Here is a 19068-nt window from a genome sequence, read left to right on the forward strand (position 1 = left end):
TGAATGTTCATTTTGAACCCTAATTCGGCCTCGATGCTGTCGATAGCACTATACGGCTCACGAGAGTTTGGTAGCACATGAATGGGAAACGAGTCCTCGTCACCGGCGGTGCCGGCTTCATCGGCTCGAACCTCGCGAACCATCTCGCGGCGGAAAACGAGGTCGTCGCGGTCGACGACCTCTACCTCGGAACGCCCGATAACCTCGACGACGCGGTCGAATTCCACGACGCGAGCGTCCTCGACGACGACCTCCCGACCGAGGGCGTCGACGTGGTGTTTCACCTGGCGGCGCTGTCGTCGTACAAGATGCACGAAGAGAACCCGACGAAAGGCGCGCGCGTCAACGTCGAAGGCTTCGTGAACACGGTCGAACAGGCCCGAAACGACGGCTGCGACACCGTCGTCTACGCCTCCACCTCCTCGATTTACGGCTCTCGGACGGAGCCCTCGCCGGAGGACATGCCGGTCGAAGCGCGCACGGGTTACGAGGCGTCGAAACTCGCCCGCGAGCGCTACGCGGAGTACTTCCACCACCACTACGACATGCGGACGGCCGGGCTCCGGTTCTTCTCGGTGTATCAGGGCTTCGGCGGCGCGGAAGCACACAAAGGCGAGTTCGCCAACACGGTCGCGCAGTTCGCCGACCAGATTGCCAACGGCGAGTCGCCGGAGCTGTTCGGCGACGGCACTCAGACGCGCGACTTCACGCACGTCGACGACATCGTCCGCGGCATCGAACTCGCCGCCGACCACCGACTCCAGGGTATCTACAACCTCGGGACTGCCGAGAGCTACTCGTTCAACGAGATGGTCGGGATGATAAACGAGACCCTCGGAACCGACGTCGACCCGGTTTACATCGAAAACCCCCTCGACGTGTACGTCCACGACACGATGGCCGACTGCACGAAGATACGCGAAGAGACCGGCTGGGAGCCCCAGATTTCCTTCGAGGAGGGCGTCCGACGCGTCTGCGAACCGTACCTCGACGAGTAGCGCCTCGTTCGGTCTCCGGACGCTCGTCTCCCTTTCAGTCGGTCACGACGGCCCCGACCGACTCCGCTGTTCGAAGTTCACAGTCACGACGACGTCCTCTCCAGTCGCCTCGCGTATTCGGTCTCCGATTCGCGACGACAACTCCGGGTACTGACGACCGACCGGGTGTTGGACCGCGACCGTCACCCGTCGCGGGCCGTCGTCGAGCCCGGCGGTTCCGAACTCGACGCCGACCGACAGCAGTTCGAGCGAGTCGTACTCCGAGTCGTCGAGGACGGTTTGGACGCCCCCGGTCGCACGGTTCTCGAACGCGATTTGCGAGGCGAGAAGCGACCCCGGGCCGAGCACGGTGAGCCCGAGGAGGACGAGCGCCACCCACGTCGCTCTGGTCCCGAAGAACGAGCGAAGCCGCCGTCTCGTCGACCCCGGCGAGTCCCAGTAACTCGGCCGGTATCCGAGGTACCAGAGCGCGAGCGTCCCCGCGAGGACGATGCTCGCCACGTTGACCGCGAGGAGCGTGAGCGCGCCGACGGCGACCGCCGGAATCGCCCAGGCGACGCCGATACCGACGGCCGCGGCCGCGGGGACGGTCGCGGCCGCGACCGCGACGCCGACGATTGAGACGGGGAGTTCAGTCGCCAAGCCGACGCCTCCGGCCGCGCCCGCACAGAGCGCGACGACGAGCGTCAACAGCCCCGGCGACGACCGACTGGCAATCTGCTGGACCGTGGTCACGTTCAGCGCCGACGGCACGAACTGCGCCGTCTTGAGTCCCCATCCCAGCGCCGCGGCGGCGACGATGGCCACGGCGAGGCCGACGACCGTCGAGCGAACCCCGCCCGTGAACATGTCGTCCTCGCCGAGCGCCGCGCCGACGCTGGCCATGAGCGCCGCGCCGATCTGCGGGGCGATGACCATCGACCCGACGACGAGCGCGGGCGAGTCGAGCAACAGCCCCGCCGTGGCGACGAGCGCGCTCAGCACCGTCATCCCGTAGTACGCCGTCGGCTGGGGGTTGAGGTCGTGCGCCTTCGTCAGAATCTCCTCGTTCGAGACGCGCTCTTCTTCCTCGTCGCCCTCGACGTACCGCTCGACGAGTCGGTCGTAGTGCGGCGTCGTCGCCGACTCGATGTTACCGATGACGAGGTAGCGTTCCTCGAACCCCGCCTCGGAGAGCGTCTCTCTGATTCTGTCGACCGCCTCCGTCGGCAGCGGGAACTCGATAAGGTACGAGCGAGCGTCGGCGTCGGACTCGCCGACCGGGAGGACGACCGGGTCGACGTCCTCGCCTCGGAGCGCATCGACGACCGCGTCGAGTTCCCCCGCCTCGACGCGAATCTGCAAGTGCCGCATGGCACTCGATACGACGCGGTCGCGGAAAAGCGAGACGGGCCTTGCGACCGGCCGGAGCCCATTTCGCCACGCGGCGACCTCCCAGAAGGCGACGGGCGGCATTATCGATAAGGGTGTTTTTCCGATGCCACTAAACGCCCCGAACGAGTGGGTGAACTATGGAACGGAACGTCAGGATTCTCGGTGCACCGACGGACTACGGTGCCAATCGACGCGGGGTGGACATGGGGCCCTCCGCGATTCGATACGCCGGACTCGCGGGGCAACTCGAGTCCGCCGGCGTCTCGCCGACGGACGCGGGCGACCTCGCGGTCCCGCACCACGCGACGCGGGACGCGGACGCCGGGCCGGCGAACGCGAAACACGTCCAGGAGGTCGAAGAAGTGACGACGAGCCTCGCAGACGCCGTCTCGACCGCGCTCGCGGAGGAGACGACCCCGCTCGCGCTCGGCGGCGACCACTCCATCGCCATCGGCTCGCTGGTCGGGAGCGCCCGCGACGCCGACATCGGCGTCATCTGGTTCGACGCCCACGGCGACTTCAACACGCCGAGCACCTCACCGTCCGGAAACGTCCACGGTATGCCGCTGGCCGCCGCGCTCGGCATCGGCGACTTCGAGGGCGCCGAGTGGGCGAACGCCGCCGGTCTCGAAGCGGAGAACGTCGCCATCGTCGGCCTGCGCTCCGTCGACGGCCCGGAGGCCGAGGCGATTCGCGACACCGACGTCACGGTCTACACGATGTCGGACATCGACGAGCGCGGCATCACCGACGTGACGAACGACGCCCTCGACGTGGCGACCGACGGCACCGACGGCGTCCACATCAGCCTCGACCTCGACTGGCTCGACCCCCGCGAGGCCCCCGGGGTCGGGACGCCCGTCCGCGGCGGCGTGACCTACCGCGAGGCCCACGCGGCGATGGAGCTCGTCGCCCGCTCGGAGGCCATGCGCTCGTTCGAACTCGTGGAGGTCAACCCCATCCTCGACGAGCACAACGAGACCGCGACGCTCGCGACCGAACTCGCCGCAAGCGCCTTCGGCAAGCGCATCCTCTGATGTCGACGCCGAGAGAAGCCCCCGCTCCGCACGACCTGGCCGCCGGCGTCGTCGTCCTACAGGAGAACTCGGTGCTCGCGGTCTACGAGAAGGATCGCTGGGGGCTGCCGAAAGGCGGCTCCGAACCCGGCGAGTTCTTCTTCGAGACCGCCGCCCGCGAGGCCGCAGAGGAGACCGGCGTCGAAGTCGAAATCCAGTCGCTGGCCTTCACGAGCGAGATTCGCGCGCCAGACCACCGCATCTATCTCCAGCGGTTCTATCACGCGACGCCCGTCGCCGACGACCCGACCCCGTCGCCGAGCGACCCCGACGACGAAATCGAGGCCGCGAAGTTCCTCCCGCTCACCGCGCTCGGGTCGACGCTCACCTACCGGCCGCGGGTCGAACCGCTCCGCGACTGGCTCCGGGACCGCAAGCCGCGACACTACACCTACGACCTGACGAGAGAGCCGTCGGACGTGGAGAAATAGAAGCTACGACGCGCTGTCGCTGGTTTTTCTCGCTCTCACGACTCGAACGACGTACCCGACACCCGCTCCGAGACCGCCGAGCGCGAGTGAAAGCACCGCGCCGGCGACGAGCGGATACCCGAGCCACAGCGGCGACTCCATCGTCGATACCGGGGCGAACAGGTTGACCGCGAACGCGAAACACGGACCGAAGGCGAGCACGATACCCTCGCCGGCCCGTTCACCGACGCGCTCGCCTCGGGCGACGTGAGACGCGACGCCGGCGACGACGAGCACCGCGCCCGCGTCGACGACGAGCGACTGCACGTGCGTCGGCGGTTCGAGGTTCCACGCCCGAAGCGCGGTCAGGCCGCCGAGAACGACGACGAATGCGAGCGCCGAGACGCCGACGATTCTCGACCGGGGTCGCACTCTCATACCGAGACGACCCGTCGGCCGGGGTAAATGCCTTCGGGGAGTGACGTTCAGCGCGGTCGCTCACCGGTGGGAATCCGTACAAAGAAATCCGCCGTCGCGAGGAGACGGCCTACTCGTCGTCCGCGTCGGCTTCCACGTCGTCCGAATCGGCTTCCACGTCGTCCAGTTCTTCGTCTTCGGTCGTCATCGCGGCCGGAATCACGTCGACGGAGGCCACGTCGTCGCCGTCGTCGAGGTCCATCACGATGACGCCCATCGTGTTGCGGCCGACCGTCGAGATGTCCTCGACGGGCGTCCGGAGAATCTGTCCCTCGTCGGACATGACGACGAGGTGGTCGCCCTCGCCGACGGTGTTGATGGCGCAGACCGGACCGTTCCGCTCGTTGGTCTTGATGTCGATGAGTCCCTTGCCGTTTCTGGACTGCTTGCGGTAGGCGTCGAGGTCCGTGCGCTTCCCGTAGCCGTTCTCGGTGACGGTGAGAATCCAGCTGTGGTGGTCCTCGTCGATGGCGGCCACGCCGGCGACCACGTCGTCACCGGTCAGTTTGACGCCGCGGACGCCGCGGGCCGAGCGGCCCATCGCGCGCACCTCGTCCTCGTCGAAGCGGATGGACATGCCCTGTTCGGTGCCGATGACGAGGTCGCTTTCGCCGTCTGTGACCTCCACGTCGACGAGTTCGTCGCCCTCGTCGAGTTTGGTGGCGATGATGCCCGTCGAGAGGATGTTCTGGAACCGGTCGGTGCCGGTCCGCTTGATGTAGCCGTTCTGGGTCACCATCGTCAGGTAGCCCTCGATATCTTCGAGGTCGTCGCAGTTGACGACGGCCGTAATCTCCTCGCCGTCGTCGAAGTCGAGCAGATTGACCGCCGACTTCCCGCGGGCGGTCCGCGACATCTCGGGAACCTGGTAGGCCTTCAGTTGGTAGACCTGTCCGTGGTTAGTGAAACAGAGCAGGTCGTCGTGGGTGTTCGTGACGAACACCGACGAGACGTTGTCGCCCTCCTTGAGGTCCGTGCCGATGATGCCCTTGCCGCCGCGGTGCTGGGCGCGGAACCGGGAGACCGGCATCCGCTTGATGTAGTCGTCCTCGCTGACGACGACGACCACGTCCTCCTCGGGGATGAGGTCGGCACGGGTGACCTCGCCGGTGTTGGCGACGAACGAGGTCCGCCGGTCGTCGGCGTACTCGTCTTTGATGTCGAGCAGTTCGGACTCGATGACCGCGTCGAGTTCCGAGCGGTCCCCGAGGATGGTTTCGAGGCGCTCGATGGTCGCCTGCACGTCCTCGTACTCGTCTTCGATTTCGGCCGCCTCCATCGAGGTGAGCGAGCCGAGCTGCATCGAGACGATGTGGTTGGCCTGCTCTTCGGAGAAGTCGAACGTCGGCAGCGGTTCGCCGTCGACTTCGACTTCGACCTCGCCGCGGAGCGCGGCCTTCGCGTCGTCGCGGCTCTCGGAGTTCCGGATGGTCTCGACCACGTCGTCGATGTTGTCGAGGGCCTTCAGGCGGCCTTCGAGGATGTGCGCGCGGTCTTCGGCCTCGGCGAGTTCGTACTCGGAGCGCCGGCGGACCACGTCGCGGCGGTGGTCGAGGTAGTGTTCGAGCGTCTCCTTGAGCGTCAGCACCTGCGGCTGACCGTCGACGAGCGCGAGGTTGATGACGCCGAACGTGGATTCGAGGTGGTTGTCGAGCAGTTGGTTCTTGACGACCTCGGCCATCGCGCCGCGCTTGAGTTCGATGACGACGCGGATGCCGTCGCGGTCGGACTCGTCGCGGATGTCGCGGATGCCCTCGATTTTCCCCTCGTTCACGTCGTCGGCGATGCGCTCGATGAGGCGGGCCTTGTTCTCCTGATACGGGAGTTCGTTGATGACGATGCGGCCTTCCTCTTCGAACACGTCGTAGTCGGCGCGGACGCGGACGCGGCCGCGCCCCGTCTTGTACGCCTTGTGGACCGCGTTGCGGCCGACGATGTTCGCGCCGGTCGGGAAGTCCGGGCCCTTGACGTGTTCCATCAGGTCCGGGATGGTCGCCTCGGGGTTCTCGATGAGTTCGACCGTGGCGTCGATGACCTCGCCGAGGTTGTGCGGCGGGATGTTCGTGGACATCCCGACCGCGATGCCGGACGACCCGTTGACGAGCAGGTTCGGGAACGACGACGGGAGGACCGTCGGCTCCTGCTTGCGGTCGTCGTAGTTCGACTGGAAGTCGACGGTGTCCTTGTCGATGTCGTCGAGGAGTTCCTCGGCGATGGGAGACATCCGGGCCTCCGTGTAGCGCATCGCGGCCGGCGGGTCGCCGTCGACGGAGCCGAAGTTCCCCTGGCCGTCGACGAGCGGGTAGCGCATGGAGAAGTCCTGCGCCATGCGCGCGAGGGTGTCGTAGATGGCGGAGTCGCCGTGGGGGTGGTAGTCACCCATCGTCTCGCCCACGATGGACGAGGACTTGCGGTGCGACGAGTTGGAGGTCACGCCGGCCTGATGCATCGCGTAGAGGATGCGCCGGTGGACCGGCTTGAGGCCGTCGCGCACGTCGGGCAGCGCCCGCCCCGCGATGACCGACATCGCGTAGTCGATGTACGACTGCTCCATCTCGTCTTCGATGCGCGCGTTCTTGACTTCGGCCGCGATACCCGCGCCCGGTTCGAAGGAATCTGGTGCGTCAGAACTCATGTTAGATGTCCACCCACTCGGCGTCGTTCGCGTGGTCCTTGATGAACTGCTTTCGCGGCCCGACGGCGTCGCCCATCAGGATGTTGAACATCCGGTCGGCGGCGGCGGCGTCCTCGACGGTGATGCGCTTGAGGACGCGGTTCTCGGGGTTCATCGTCGTGTCCCACAGCTGGTCGGGGTTCATCTCGCCGAGTCCCTTGAACCGCTGGACCTGCGTGGGGTTGCCGTTGCACTCTTCTTCGATGATGCGGTCCCGCTCGGCCTCGTCCATCGCGTCGTAGGTGTTGCCGCGGTAGCGAACGCGGTACAGCGGCGGTTGGGCCGCATAGACGTAGCCGGCCTCGATGAGCGGGCGCATGTGGCGGTACAGGAGCGTGAGAAGCAGCGTCCGGATGTGCGCGCCGTCGACGTCGGCGTCGGTCATCAGGATGAGCCGCTGGTAGCGCGCCTTCTCGATGTCGAACTCGTCGCCGACGCCGCCGCCGATGGCGGTGATGAGCGCCCGTATCTCGTCGTTTTCGAGGATGCGGTCGAGACGGTGTTTCTCGACGTTCAGAATCTTCCCCTTGAGGGGTAAAATCGCCTGGAACTTGCGGTCGCGGCCCTGCTTGGCCGAGCCGCCCGCGGAGTCGCCCTCCACGACGAACAGTTCGGACTTCGAGGGGTCGCGGCTCTGACAGTCCGCGAGCTTCCCCGGTAGCGAGGTGGATTCGAGCGCGGACTTGCGGCGGGTGAGCTCCTCGGCCTGCTTCGCGGCCTTGCGGGCGCGGGCGGCCTCGACGGCCTTCGAGATGATGGCCGTCGCGGTGTCCGGGTTCTCCTCGAAGAACGTCCCGAGCTGCTGGTGCGTGACGCTCTCGACGATACCGCGGACCTCGGAGTTACCGAGCTTCGTCTTCGTCTGGCCCTCGAACTGCGGGTCGGGGTGCTTGACGGAGATGACGGCGGTGAGCCCCTCGCGGACGTCCTCGCCGCGGAGGTTGTCGCCGTCGAGGTCGTCCAGCATGTCGTGGGTGTTCGCGTAGTCGTTGACGACGCGGGTGAGCGCCGTCTTGAACCCGGTCAGGTGCGTGCCGCCCTCGCGCGTGTTGATGTTGTTGGCGAAGGCGTGAATCGACCCCTGCAGTTCGTCGGTCGCCTGCATGGCGATTTCGACCTCGATTCCCTCCGACTCGTCGTCGTAGTAGATGATGTCGTCGTGGAGGGCCGTCTTGGTCTCGTTGAGGTACTCGACGAACTCACGGATGCCGCCCTCGAAGAGGAACGTGCTCGACTCGCCGGTCCGCTCGTCGCCGAGCGAAATCTCGACGCCGGAGTTGAGGAACGCGAGTTCGCGCAGGCGGTTTTCGAGCGTCTTGAAGTCGAACTCGGTCGTCTCGAAGATACCGTCGTCCGGCCAAAACCGGATGGTCGTCCCGGTGTCCTCGTCGGGTTCGAGGTCGCGCACGCGCTCGAACTGGTCGACCTGCGGCTCGCCGAACTCGAAGCGGTGTGTCCACACTGCGCCGTCGCGTTTGACCTCGACTTCGAGTTCGCTCGACAGCGCGTTGACCACGGAGACGCCGACGCCGTGGAGGCCGCCGGAGACCTGGTAGGACTTGTTGTCGAACTTCCCGCCGGCGTGGAGGACGGTCATGATGACCTCCAGCGCGGGTCGGTCGTACTGTTCGTGCGTATCTACCGGAATCCCGCGGCCGTTGTCGGTGACGCTGACAGAGCCGTCCTCGTGGAGGGCGACCTCGATGGCGTCGCAGTGGCCCGCGAGCGCCTCGTCGATGGAGTTGTCGACGACTTCGTAGACGAGGTGGTGGAGTCCGCGAGAATCGGTGGACCCGATGTACATCGCCGGACGCTTTCGAACGGCTTCGAGCCCTTCGAGGACCTGAATCTGTCCGGCCCCGTACTCGTTATCCTGTGACATCTGAACTGGCCTAGGATAGCCCGTCCCTTAAAGGCTCGCACGCGCGGGCGCGTACTACTTACTGGAGCCCCGCGTAGCGGTTTCCGCGCTCGCCGAGTTCGACTGGCCGGCGCGAACGTCGTGGGTGACTCTGTATAACACGATTCGAGTCTTCGTCGCGAGCGGGCCTCGAAGCGCGTCAACGTCGGAATTTCACTTTCACTCCGTTGCCGGTGAGTACTTAACGCGGGACTGGGTAGATGCGCATCAGGAAATGACCTCGTTCCAGTCGACACTCGGTGACGAGCCGGGGATCGCAGAGGAGCTGGCGAAGGGCCAGCGGGAGATCTCCATCGCCGAGTTCTTCGAGAAGAACAAGCACATGTTGGGCTTCGACAGCGGAGCCCGCGGGTTGGTCACCGCCGTCAAGGAGGCGGTGGACAACGCGCTCGACGCCACGGAGGAGGCGGGCATCCAGCCCGACATCTACGTGGAAATCGCCGAGGCGGGCGACTACTACCGCCTCGTCATCGAGGACAACGGGCCGGGCATCACGAAAGAGCAGGTGCCCAAAGTGTTCGGGAAGCTCCTCTACGGCTCTCGCTTCCACGCGCGCGAACAGTCCCGCGGCCAGCAGGGTATCGGTATCTCCGCGGCGGTCCTCTACTCGCAGCTGACGAGCGGGAAGCCCGCCAAGGTGACGAGCCGGACGCAGGGCTCGGAGGACGCCGAGTACTTCGAACTCGTCATCAACACGGACCAGAACGAACCCGAGATTCGCACCGAGAAGACGACCTCGTGGGACCGCCCCCACGGCACGCGCATCGAGTTGGAGATGGAAGCCAACATGCGCGCCCGCCAGCAGCTCCACGACTACATCCTCCACACGGCGGTCGTCAACCCCCACGCCCGCATCGAACTCCGGGAACCCGGCCTCGACGAGCCGATGAAGTTCGAGCGGGCGACCGACCAGCTTCCGAAACAGACGAAGGAGATTCGTCCCCATCCCCACGGCGTCGAACTCGGGACGCTCCTGAAGATGCTCGCGGCGACCGAGTCGTACTCCGTCTCCGGCTTCCTCCAAGAGGAGTTCACCCGCGTGGGCGCGAAGACATCCGACAAGATTCACGACGCCTTCCGCGACCGGCACTTCGGCCGCGAGATGACGTGGCGGACGCCCGACGCGACCGAGGCGGACGAACTCGTCGCCGTCGTCGAGGACGCCGTCGCCAACAAGGGCAAGGAGGCGACCGCGGCGTTCGCGGACGAACTGGTCGATATCGTCGTCGGCAAGGACCGCATCGCCCACGGCGAACTCGTCACCATCGTCGAAAACGTCGCCGAGACGGTCGGCGAGGAGACCGACACCTCGTTCGGCGAGACGGTTCGGGAGAACGTCGTCGAGGCGCTGTGGCCCGTCCTCACCGACGACCGCGAGGGCGACGTGTACGCCATCGTCGACGACGTGACGACCACGCAGAAAGACGACGCCGGCAAGGTGTCGATGGCGCGCTCCATCGCCACGCAGTTCGCCGAGACGACCGGCCCGGCCGACCGCGCCACCCGCGACGACGTGGCCGAGTTCGTCGCGTGGGCCGCCGAGCGAACCAAAGAACGCGAGGACGAGACCTACGGCGAGACGGCACAGGAGAACGTCGCCGACGCCATCTGGTCGCGGATGCGCACCGTTTCCGACGAGGTGCCGAAGGTCCGCGAGATCGCCGACGACCGCGACGTGGCCCGCGACCTGCTCGACGCGATGCGCCAGACGGACATCCTCGCGCCGCCGACCGACTGTCTCTCTCCCATCTCCGCGGACCTCGTGGAAGCCGGCCTGAAAAAGGAGTTCGACGCCGACTTCTACGCCGCGGCGACCCGCGACGCCGAGGTCCACGGCGGCGACCCGTTCATCGTCGAGGCCGGCATCGCCTACGGCGGCGAACTGCGGTCCGAGGGGAAAATCGACCTGCTCCGCTTCGCCAACCGCGTCCCGCTCGTCTACCAGCAGGGCGCGTGTACCATCACCCACGTCGTCAAGGACATCGGCTGGCGGAACTACGGCCTCGACCAACCGGGCGGCAGCGGCATGCCGAACGGCCCCGCCGTCCTCATGGTCCACGTCGCCTCCACGAACGTCCCCTTTACGAGCGAGTCGAAGGACGCGCTCGCGGACGTGCCGGCGATTCAAGACGAGGTCGAACTCGCCATCCGCGAGGCGGCCCGCGAACTCAAGTCCTACCTCTCGAAGCGGCGGTCGCTCCAGAAGCGCCGCAAGAAACAGGACGTGCTCGGCCGCATCCTCCCGCAGATGGCGACGAAGCTCTCGGAGGTCACCGGGCGACCCGAGCCCAACATCGACGGCGCGCTCGGCCGCATCATGAACAACCTGACCGTCGAGCGGGCCGTCGAAGACGGCGAGGTGACGCTCACGGTGAAGAACTACTCCAACACGAACGAGTCGCCGGACATCACGGACATCGTCTCGGCGGAGCCGGCCGGCCTCGACGGCGAGGCGACGGTCGTCGACCTCGACGGGGAGTGGTTCGTCAAGTGGAACCCCGAGGTGTCGTCCGGTGAGACGGCGACGCTCACGTACTCGGTCGCACAGGACGCGTCGTTCGACATCAACGTCGACGGCGTCGAGACGGAGAAACTCACGGTGAACGTATAATGGCTCCAGAACCGAACACATCCGAGGAACGCGCCCGCGAGCGTCTCATCGACCTCGCGGCGGAGTTCTACGACCAGTTCGACGCGGGGGAGATTCCGCACATGACGCTCCCGACGCGGACGAAAAGCAACATCGAGTACGACGAGAACTCGAACGTCTGGGTGTACGGCGACCGGACCTCGACGCGCTCTGCGAACAGCGTCCGGGGGGCGCGAAAGCTCCTGAAGGCCGCCTACACCATCGAGTTCCTCGCGCGGCAGTTAGAGGAGGACCGCTCGTCCACCCTGCGTGAGCTGTACTACATCTCCGAGTCGTGGGACGCCGAAGAGGCGCACTTCTCCGACCAGGACGAGTCGAACCAGCTCATCGAGGACCTCGAAATCGTCTCCGAGGTCACCCGCGAGGACTTCCACATGCGGCCCGAGGAGTCGGGGGCGACCCTCATGGGCCCGCTCGAACTCCGCGAGCAGACCCGCCGCGGCGAGCGCGACATCCACTGCCAACTCGACGTGGGCGAGGGCGGCTACCAGATTCCGAACAACCCCGACACCATCGAGTTCCTCGACCACGACATCGACTTCGTCCTCTGCGTGGAGACCGGTGGGATGCGCGACCGCCTCGTCGAAAACGGCTTCGACGACGAGTACAACGTGCTCATCGTCCACCTGAAGGGCCAGCCCGCGCGGGCGACCCGGCGCATCACGAAGCGCCTGCACAACGAACTCGACCTGCCGGTCGTGGTCTTCACCGACGGCGACCCGTGGTCCTACCGCATCTTCGGCTCCGTCGCTTACGGCTCCATCAAGTCCGCGCACCTCTCGGAACACCTCGCGACGCCGGAAGCCAGGTTCGTCGGCATCCAGCCGCAGGACATCGTGGACTACGACCTCCCGACCGACCCGCTCGCGGACTCCGACATCAACGCGCTCCAGTCCGAACTGGAGGACCCGCGGTTCATGAGCGACTACTGGACCGAACAGATAGAACTGCAGCTCGACATCGGCAAGAAGGCCGAACAGCAGGCGCTCGCCTCCCGCGGTCTCGACTTCGTGACCGACGAGTACCTGCCGACGCGGCTCGACGAGATGGGCGTCATCTAACTCGGGCACCCCGGTCGCCGCTTTTCTAGGTCCCGGACCGATTGAACAGCGCCACGATAGTGTAGCCGCCGTAGAAGCCGAGGGTGTGAATCGTTACTTCGGTCGCGAACTCGGCGGCGGTTCGGACTGCTTGGACGTGGAAGAACAGCGCGTCGGTCGTCACGACGACGAGCGTGACGACGAAACAGACGAGGAGCCGACGGCCGCTGAAAAGCGGGCTCGACCGGAGGGCGTCGCGCATGGCGGTTCGACGGCCGCCCGGCGTATGAGTCTGGTGCCGCGAGTGGTTTCGGGGTGTTACCCCTCCCGGTGCGAACTCACGGATAGAGCCCGTCGCCGCGGAACCCGTCGAAGTAGCGCCTGACGACGCCGTTCAGCGTTCGCGGCTCGCCGGTCGCGAGGTTGTGACCCGCTCCGGAGAACAGCGCGAGCGTCGCGTCCGCGACGCCGTCTTTGAGTTCTCGAATCCGCGGTTCGGGAAAGAGTCGGTCGGCCTTCCCGGCGGCGACGAGCGTCGGCGCGTCGATGTCGGCGAGTATCTCCCGGGAGTCGTGTTCGAGACAGGCCGTACAGGAGACGACGGCGTCGGCGGGAACGGCGGGCCGAAAGTCGACGACTCGGCCGGCCGCCTCGATGAGCGGCGGGGCGACGGTCGCTTCGAGGCCCGTCGCCGCCTCTCGCTCCGCGTCGGCGGCGACCTCGGCCCACCGTCCCTTGCCCGCCAACGAGCGCCAGCGCGTCACGACGTTCTCGCCGTGGCCGCCGAGTCGGGTCCCGGCGGAGACGACGGCCAGCGAGTCCACGTAGTCGCCGTAGTCGGCGGCGAGATACTGGGCGGCGAGGCCGCCCATCGAGACGCCGATAACGTCGGCCGGCCAGAGGTCCTGTTCGTCGATGACGCCGGCGTAGCCCGCGGCGATGTCGCGCGTGGTCGACCCGACCGGGAGGTGTCGCGGTCGGCCGACCACCCACACGTCGCGGTCGTCGAACTCGCGGAACAGGCCGGCGAGCGCCGCCGCGGTCGCGCGGTTCGGGTCGGTGCGCTGGAAGGCGTCCGAGAGGCCGGGAAGCACCACGAGCGGGTCGGCGTCGGCGTCGCCGAAGCGGTAGTAGGGCCGCCGGCCGCCGAGCATGCCGTAGTCGAGGTCCATACGCGAACGGACGGCCCGGCGCGGCAAAATCGTTCTGTCCGTCTGTCCGTCTGTCCGTCTGTCCGCCTCGCCGTCTCAGACTTGGTCGGGGTCGTCGAGGACGACCGGGATGCCGCGGTTCGCCACGTCGACGACGAAGGCGTCCGGGTCGGTTTCGAGAAGCGGAATCGTGTTGTAGTGAATCGGGAGCACGAGGTCGGGGTCGAGCGTCTCCGCGAGGTCGGCGGCCTCGTGGCGGTCCATCACGACCGAACCGCCGATGTTGGCGAGAAACAGCGAGACCTCGAGGTGTTTGTGGCCTTCGAGCACGTCGGAGTCGCCGGGCCAGAAGACGGTCCGGTCGGCGATCGAGATGTGGTAGCCGCAGCCGAAGCCCTGCGGGTGGACGATATCGCCGTCGCGGAGATGCGGCCCGTCGGGGTCGTTGAACGCCGGGAGCGACCACACGTCGACTTCGCCGACGGTGAGGTGGTCCTCCTCGCCGACGCGGACCGTCTCGTAGGGGAGTTCCTCGACCGGCACCACGTCGCGGTCGATGGTCGCGGCGTCGACCCCCTCGAAGGCGACGACCGTCGCGTCGGCGTCGGCGACCTGCTCGATGGCGTCGGAGTCGTAGTGGTGGTTGTGCGTGACCAAAATCAGGTCGCCGTCGCGGGCGTAGTAGTCGTCGAGGACGCCGTAGCGGCCGGGGTCGAAGTAGACGACGAAGCCGTCGGGCGACTCGATTCTGACGGTCGCGTAGCCGAGCCACGACACGTCGAGGCCGTCGTGTTTGATGGTCATACGCGACACCTCGAACCGAGGGGTAAAAAGCGCGGCTCTCGGGGCGAGGCGGTCGATGCGGACGGAGACGAGTGTCGGGCGGCGGGTGCGCGACCCCCGACTCAGACGAGCGTGTCGCGCAGGACGCCGAACACGACGAGGCTCCACAGGAACAACCCGGCCCCGTAGAACAGGAGGGTGAGGCGGAGCGAGGTGTCCGTCTCCACGGGCGACCACAGCCCCGCGTTCGAGACGACTCTGTTCGTCCCGCCCTTCTCGCCCGCGTGTTCGACGTTACTTGGGCCCATCTGTCCCACGGCCCCGCCGCCGAGTACGACGAGGAGTACGCCGGCTCCCGTCAACCCGAGTATGTACAATCCCGAGTGCGTCGCGAGATACACCGCGCCGACCGTGAGCAGACCGAGGAGGCCGGTGTAGAGGACGACCGGCTTCCAGAGGGCGTCAAGATTCATGGAGGACCACCGTCCGAAGCTGTCGGCACACAGATACTATATCTCTTTGGGCGACCCGCGGCGAGCGCCGGTCACTGCGAGTCGGCCAGTCGCTCGACGCGCTCCAGCGAGTCGGCCGTCTCGGCGGTCTTGTCCTCGCGGACGGTGACGAACCGCGGGAACCGGAGCGCGTAGCCCGAGGAGTACGTCGGCGACGCCTGAATCTCCTCGTAGCCGACCTCGAAGACGACCGAGGGGCGGATGTCGACTTCCTTGCCGGACTCCCGTTCGATTTCGGGTTCGAGGAGGTCGGTCAACTCGACTAACTCCTCGTCCGTGATGCCCGTGGCGACCTTGCCGATGGTCTCGAAGGCGTCGTCGCCGGACTCGGCTTCGACGCGGGCCGAAAGCAGGAACGTCCCGAGGAACTCCGCGCGGCGGCCCTCGCCCCACTCCGCGCCGGTGACGACGAGGTCCAGCGTCTCCACGTCGGGCTTGCGTTTCAGCCAGTTCTTCCCGCGGTCGCCCGGCGAGTAGGGCGCGTCGGGGTTCTTCAGCATGATTCCCTCGTGGCCGGCGTCGAGGGCGTCGGCCTCGTAGGCGGCGATTTCGTCGGCGTCGTCGGTCAGGAGGAGGTCGGAGACGGCCGCCGAGTCGTCGCCGAGGACCGCGGCCAGTCGGTCGTGCCGGTCGGACAGCGGGTCGGTCAGGAGGTCGTCGCCGCCGGCGTGCAGGCAGTCGAACGCCCGGAGTTCGACCCGGACCTCCTCGCGCATCCGGCCCACGTCGTGCTTGCGGCGGAAGCGCCGGAGAATCTCCTGAAACGGGAGGGGCTCGCCGTCGTCGTCCATCGCCACGACCTCGCCGTCGAGGATGACCGACTCGTCGACCGCGTCCGCGACGAACTCGACCACCTCGGGGAGCGCGCCGGTCACGTCCTCCATGTTGCGCGAGAACAGCGAGACCTCGCCGTCGGCGTCGCGGTGGACCTGCACGCGCGCGCCGTCGAACTTGGTCTCGACCGCGGCGGCGTCCCACTCGTCGAGCGCGTCGGCGGCGGTGCCGGCCTGCGCCAGCATCGCCTGTACGGGGCGGCCGACTTCGAGGCGGACCCCGTCGAGGCCGGCTTCGCCCTCGTCGCGGGCGAGTTCGGCGACCATGCCGTAGTCGTTCGACACCTGTAGGGCGCGGGCGACGGCGGCGACGGCCTCGTTCCGGCGGTCGCGGGCGGCGGCTTCGGTCTCCGCGTCGGCGTCGTCGTCGCGGATGGCGGCGGCGTCCGCGGGGTCGACCAAGAACGCCTCCGCGACGGCGTCGCGGACGGCCCCTTCGCCGACGCCGATGCGCATCTCGGAGAGGACGAGCCGTGCGAGGATGCGCGCCTCGTCGGGGTCGGTCCGATTGAACAGGCCGTAGAGCGTCTTGAGCTTCGTTTCTTCGCTCCCCGAGCCGGAAGCGGCCGCGAGCGCCCGGAGTTCTGAATCGACTTCGGCGACGGTTAGGCCGTCTTGACCACCCGAGCCGAAGGCGGCGAGGCCGCGCTGGCCGCCGAAGTCGTAGCTCGCGGCGACCGCGCCGATTTCGCCGCGGTCGGCGAGGCGGTCTTCCACGTCGTCGGCCGAGACGTTCGGGCCGGCGGCGCGGGCGATGGCCTCGTGGCAGAGCCGCGGGCCGATGTCGAGCGTGGTCGAGTCCCACGCCGGGAAGACGCGGCCTTGGACGAACCGGGCGACCGTCGGGAGGTCGTCGCCGGCGTCCGAAAAGAGGTCGGAGAGGAGCGAGACGACCGCGAGGTCCGCTGGCTCGGCTTCTATCTCGGCGGCGCGGGCGGCGAACTCGGCGAACTGCATCGTCCGTGGGTATCGCCGCGCGGGGCAAAAGCGTCTCGACAGTCGTCGGGGATGTGATTCGCTGCCGAACGACCGCGGTGCCGGGAAGTTGAAGGCGTTCGACGCCGGAACGCCGGGTATGAGCGACGACCTCGCAGAGCGCGTCGAAGACGTGCTCGCGGTCGACGCGGCCGAGTTCGAAGCGCAAGCGAAAGCCGACGCCGAGGTACTCAAGCGCGAACTGCGCGAGGGGACCTTCGACAACCACCAGTCCATCGTCGGCTTGGAGTACGAGTTCTACGCCGTCTCCGACGGTCGCTGGTCCGCGAGCGAAGACGACGTGCACGCGCTCATGCGGGTCCCGCGCCGGCTGCTCGGGCTCATGGGCTTCGAGAAGGAACTCGGGCTCCACAACGCCGAGATGACCACGAGCCCCCAGCCGCTGAACCCCCACGGGCTCCGCGCGCAGGAGTCCGAGGTCCGCGCCCGACTCGACGCCGCGCTCGACTGCGCCGCCGCCGAGGGGATGCGCCTCGTCTCCGACGGGATGTGGAGTATCCCGCCGGCCGGCGAGAGCGCCCGCGAGTACCTGACAGACTCCGTCACCGACGGTGGCGTCCGCCTCGCGACGAACATGAGCAACTCCGTGCGGTACCACGCGATGGCCAACGGGCCGACCGCCCCGGAGTCGTTCACGCTCGACGCGCCGCACGTCTCGCTCGAAGCGGACACCGTGATGCCCGAGGCGCTCATCACGTCCATCCAGCCGCACTATCAGGTCCCGCACGCGGCCGACCTGCCGTACCACTTCAACTACGCGCTGCGGGTCGCCGGGCCGCTTCTCGCGCTCGGCGTCAACTCGCCGTTTTTCCCCGCCGACCTCTACGACGAGGGCGTGACGGCCGACGAGATTCTCGCCGACGGCTGGGACGAAAACCGCATCGCGGTGTTCGAGTCGGTGCTCAACTCCGGCGACCACGAGAAGGTCGCCTTCCCCGGCGACCTCGACACCGTCGAAGACGCCGTCGACCGCGTCGTCGAGGACTCCACGATGGTTCCCATGTCGGTCGAACGCGGCGACCGCTTCGACGACGACTTCGCCACGCTCCGCCGCAAACACGGCACCTACTGGCGGTGGGTCCGTCCGGTGTTCGACGGCGCGTCCCGCTCGTCGGCCAACGCACGCATCGAGTTCCGCCCCATCGCGGGCCAGCCAACCGTCCGCGACTCCGTGGCGTTCCAGGCCGCCTTCGCGGGACTCATGGAGCGACTCCCCCGACTGGACCACCCCGTCATCGACCTCGACTGGGAGACCGCGGAGGAGAACTTCTACACCGCGATGCGCGAGGGCCCCCACGGCGACCTGCGCTGGATAGACGTCGACGGCGACGAGGTGACCGGCGCGGACCTCTACGAGGACCTGCTCGTCCACGCCCGCGACGGGCTTCGGCTCGCGGGCTGTTCCGAGGAGGAGGCCAACTACTACCTCGAACCCCTTCGCAAGCGCGTCGAGACGGGCGTCACGCCGGCCGACTGGAAGCGCGCTCGCGTCCGCGACGCCCTCGACGACGCCGACGACTTCGAGACGGCGCTCCGCGAGATGCAACGCGAGTACGTCGAGCGCCAGTCCGACTCGCTGCTCGAAGGCGCGTTCGCCGACTGGTTCTGAGCCGGCGGGCGCACTCGGCTCCGCGCGCCTCGACGACGGCGAGGCGGTCTCGGCTTCACGCACTTTTGTCGGAGAAATAACTATTATCGCGCCGCTCGAACGCCGCGTATGGTCTCCCGCCGGACGAAAGCCGTCGCCGAATTCGGTCTCGCGCTTCTCACCGCGCTCTGGATGGTGTCGATGCGCCGTCTGCTCCGCTCCAGCGACGACGAGTCGTACGAGCCGACGCCGCTCTCGCCGGGCGGACTCGCCGTCGGCGGGGCGTGGGGAGCCGGGCAGGTGTGGGCGTACGACCGCGATAGCTGGAAGGTTCGCACACGCCGACGTCGCGCGCTGGTCGTCAGCTTCCTCGGTATCGCGGTCGAGCGCCGACTGCTCCCCCGAACCGAGTCGTTCCGGTACAGCCTCGGACTCGGGCGCGTTCTCGGCGTGCTCGGCTACCGGGCGTGGTACGGGCTCCTGCGGCCGCTTCCGGGCGACGAGTGAGCGGATTCTCCGCGGGGGTTCGGTCGCGGGAGTCCGACCAGTCCAGCCGGTCGCGACTCGTTAAAACGAAGAGAAACC

The 19068-nt window shown here is 67.5% G+C and carries 16 protein-coding genes; 7 read left to right on the forward strand and 9 right to left on the reverse strand.

Annotated features, from left to right (window positions below; translation table 11 throughout):
- Positions 1 to 77 precede the first annotated feature (77 nt).
- On the forward strand, positions 78 to 998 hold the full coding sequence (locus C454_RS14510) for an NAD-dependent epimerase/dehydratase family protein (RefSeq protein WP_004976851.1): 921 nt from the start codon (positions 78 to 80) through the stop codon (positions 996 to 998).
- 42 nt (positions 999 to 1040) lie between these two features.
- On the opposite strand, the gene C454_RS14515 is transcribed toward C454_RS14510, so the two are convergent.
- The gene (locus tag C454_RS14515) at positions 1041 to 2351 is read right to left on the reverse strand and encodes a DUF389 domain-containing protein (protein WP_081605237.1); all 1311 of its coding nucleotides are present in this window, start codon (positions 2349 to 2351) and stop codon (positions 1041 to 1043) included.
- A 158-nt stretch (positions 2352 to 2509) separates the two neighbouring features.
- Here C454_RS14515 and rocF point away from each other — a divergent pair, with 158 nt between their 5' ends.
- Positions 2510 to 3409 carry an arginase gene (rocF, locus tag C454_RS14520; RefSeq protein WP_049905198.1) on the forward strand — a complete coding sequence of 300 codons (900 nt, stop codon included), beginning with the start codon at positions 2510 to 2512 and terminating at the stop codon, positions 3407 to 3409.
- Positions 3409 to 3879 (forward strand): NUDIX domain-containing protein, encoded by a 471-nt coding sequence (locus C454_RS14525; RefSeq protein WP_004976857.1) that lies wholly within the window; start codon positions 3409 to 3411, stop codon positions 3877 to 3879. Before rocF ends, C454_RS14525 begins: the two co-directional genes overlap by 1 nt.
- Positions 3880 to 3882: 3 nt before the next feature.
- Here the strand turns inward: C454_RS14525 and C454_RS14530 are convergent, their stop codons facing one another.
- The 3 genes from C454_RS14530 to gyrB form a co-directional block, all read right to left on the reverse strand.
- Positions 3883 to 4296 carry a hypothetical protein gene (locus tag C454_RS14530; RefSeq protein WP_049905199.1) on the reverse strand — a complete coding sequence of 138 codons (414 nt, stop codon included), beginning with the start codon at positions 4294 to 4296 and terminating at the stop codon, positions 3883 to 3885.
- Between the two features lie 109 nt (positions 4297 to 4405).
- On the reverse strand, positions 4406 to 6970 hold the full coding sequence (gene gyrA / locus C454_RS14535) for a DNA gyrase subunit A (RefSeq protein ID WP_004976860.1): 2565 nt from the start codon (positions 6968 to 6970) through the stop codon (positions 4406 to 4408).
- A gap of 1 nt (position 6971) precedes the next feature.
- Positions 6972 to 8891, reverse strand: coding sequence for a DNA topoisomerase (ATP-hydrolyzing) subunit B (gene gyrB / locus C454_RS14540; RefSeq protein ID WP_004976862.1), 1920 nt, complete (start codon positions 8889 to 8891; stop codon positions 6972 to 6974).
- Positions 8892 to 9144: 253 nt separating this feature from the next.
- On the opposite strand from gyrB, the gene C454_RS14545 reads away from it, so the two are divergent.
- Positions 9145 to 11541 (forward strand): DNA topoisomerase VI subunit B, encoded by a 2397-nt coding sequence (locus tag C454_RS14545; RefSeq protein ID WP_004976864.1) that lies wholly within the window; start codon positions 9145 to 9147, stop codon positions 11539 to 11541.
- Positions 11541 to 12641 (forward strand): DNA topoisomerase IV subunit A, encoded by a 1101-nt coding sequence (locus tag C454_RS14550; RefSeq protein WP_004976866.1) that lies wholly within the window; start codon positions 11541 to 11543, stop codon positions 12639 to 12641. The genes C454_RS14545 and C454_RS14550 overlap by 1 nt, the downstream gene beginning before the upstream one ends.
- Positions 12642 to 12666: 25 nt before the next feature.
- Here the strand turns inward: C454_RS14550 and C454_RS14555 are convergent, their stop codons facing one another.
- The 5 genes from C454_RS14555 to ligA form a co-directional block, all read right to left on the reverse strand.
- A complete protein-coding gene (locus C454_RS14555; protein ID WP_004976868.1) occupies positions 12667 to 12882 on the reverse strand; it encodes a hypothetical protein in 216 nt (71 codons plus the stop codon).
- A gap of 76 nt (positions 12883 to 12958) precedes the next feature.
- The gene (locus C454_RS14560; RefSeq protein WP_004976870.1) at positions 12959 to 13792 is read right to left on the reverse strand and encodes an alpha/beta fold hydrolase; all 834 of its coding nucleotides are present in this window, start codon (positions 13790 to 13792) and stop codon (positions 12959 to 12961) included.
- Between the two features lie 75 nt (positions 13793 to 13867).
- Positions 13868 to 14575 carry an MBL fold metallo-hydrolase gene (locus C454_RS14565; RefSeq protein WP_004976872.1) on the reverse strand — a complete coding sequence of 236 codons (708 nt, stop codon included), beginning with the start codon at positions 14573 to 14575 and terminating at the stop codon, positions 13868 to 13870.
- 101 nt (positions 14576 to 14676) lie between these two features.
- Positions 14677 to 15027, reverse strand: a complete 351-nt coding sequence (locus C454_RS14570; RefSeq protein WP_004976874.1) for a hypothetical protein — start codon at positions 15025 to 15027, stop codon at positions 14677 to 14679.
- Between the two features lie 71 nt (positions 15028 to 15098).
- On the reverse strand, positions 15099 to 16856 hold the full coding sequence (gene ligA / locus C454_RS14575; protein ID WP_004976876.1) for an ATP-dependent DNA ligase LigA: 1758 nt from the start codon (positions 16854 to 16856) through the stop codon (positions 15099 to 15101).
- Between the two features lie 118 nt (positions 16857 to 16974).
- On the opposite strand from ligA, the gene C454_RS14580 reads away from it, so the two are divergent.
- Both C454_RS14580 and C454_RS14585 read left to right on the forward strand, forming a co-directional pair.
- Entirely contained in the window at positions 16975 to 18504 is a 1530-nt protein-coding gene (locus C454_RS14580; protein ID WP_049905211.1) for a hypothetical protein, read from the forward strand.
- A gap of 108 nt (positions 18505 to 18612) precedes the next feature.
- The gene (locus C454_RS14585; RefSeq protein ID WP_004976880.1) at positions 18613 to 18990 is read left to right on the forward strand and encodes a hypothetical protein; all 378 of its coding nucleotides are present in this window, start codon (positions 18613 to 18615) and stop codon (positions 18988 to 18990) included.
- Positions 18991 to 19068: the final 78 nt, after the last annotated feature.

It is taken from the genome of Haloferax gibbonsii ATCC 33959 (genome assembly GCF_000336775.1).
GTDB lineage: Archaea > Halobacteriota > Halobacteria > Halobacteriales > Haloferacaceae > Haloferax > Haloferax gibbonsii.

Coding starts and splice junctions, on each gene's coding strand:
- C454_RS14510 (WP_004976851.1), top strand. CDS start 78: ATGAATGGGAAACGAGTCCTCGTCACCGGCGGTGCCGGCTTCATCGGC.
- C454_RS14515 (WP_081605237.1), bottom strand. CDS start 2,351: ATGCGGCACTTGCAGATTCGCGTCGAGGCGGGGGAACTCGACGCGGTC.
- rocF (WP_049905198.1), top strand. CDS start 2,510: ATGGAACGGAACGTCAGGATTCTCGGTGCACCGACGGACTACGGTGCC.
- C454_RS14525 (WP_004976857.1), top strand. CDS start 3,409: ATGTCGACGCCGAGAGAAGCCCCCGCTCCGCACGACCTGGCCGCCGGC.
- C454_RS14530 (WP_049905199.1), bottom strand. CDS start 4,296: ATGAGAGTGCGACCCCGGTCGAGAATCGTCGGCGTCTCGGCGCTCGCA.
- gyrA (WP_004976860.1), bottom strand. CDS start 6,970: ATGAGTTCTGACGCACCAGATTCCTTCGAACCGGGCGCGGGTATCGCG.
- gyrB (WP_004976862.1), bottom strand. CDS start 8,891: ATGTCACAGGATAACGAGTACGGGGCCGGACAGATTCAGGTCCTCGAA.
- C454_RS14545 (WP_004976864.1), top strand. CDS start 9,145: ATGACCTCGTTCCAGTCGACACTCGGTGACGAGCCGGGGATCGCAGAG.
- C454_RS14550 (WP_004976866.1), top strand. CDS start 11,541: ATGGCTCCAGAACCGAACACATCCGAGGAACGCGCCCGCGAGCGTCTC.
- C454_RS14555 (WP_004976868.1), bottom strand. CDS start 12,882: ATGCGCGACGCCCTCCGGTCGAGCCCGCTTTTCAGCGGCCGTCGGCTC.
- C454_RS14560 (WP_004976870.1), bottom strand. CDS start 13,792: ATGGACCTCGACTACGGCATGCTCGGCGGCCGGCGGCCCTACTACCGC.
- C454_RS14565 (WP_004976872.1), bottom strand. CDS start 14,575: ATGACCATCAAACACGACGGCCTCGACGTGTCGTGGCTCGGCTACGCG.
- C454_RS14570 (WP_004976874.1), bottom strand. CDS start 15,027: ATGAATCTTGACGCCCTCTGGAAGCCGGTCGTCCTCTACACCGGCCTC.
- ligA (WP_004976876.1), bottom strand. CDS start 16,856: ATGCAGTTCGCCGAGTTCGCCGCCCGCGCCGCCGAGATAGAAGCCGAG.
- C454_RS14580 (WP_049905211.1), top strand. CDS start 16,975: ATGAGCGACGACCTCGCAGAGCGCGTCGAAGACGTGCTCGCGGTCGAC.
- C454_RS14585 (WP_004976880.1), top strand. CDS start 18,613: ATGGTCTCCCGCCGGACGAAAGCCGTCGCCGAATTCGGTCTCGCGCTT.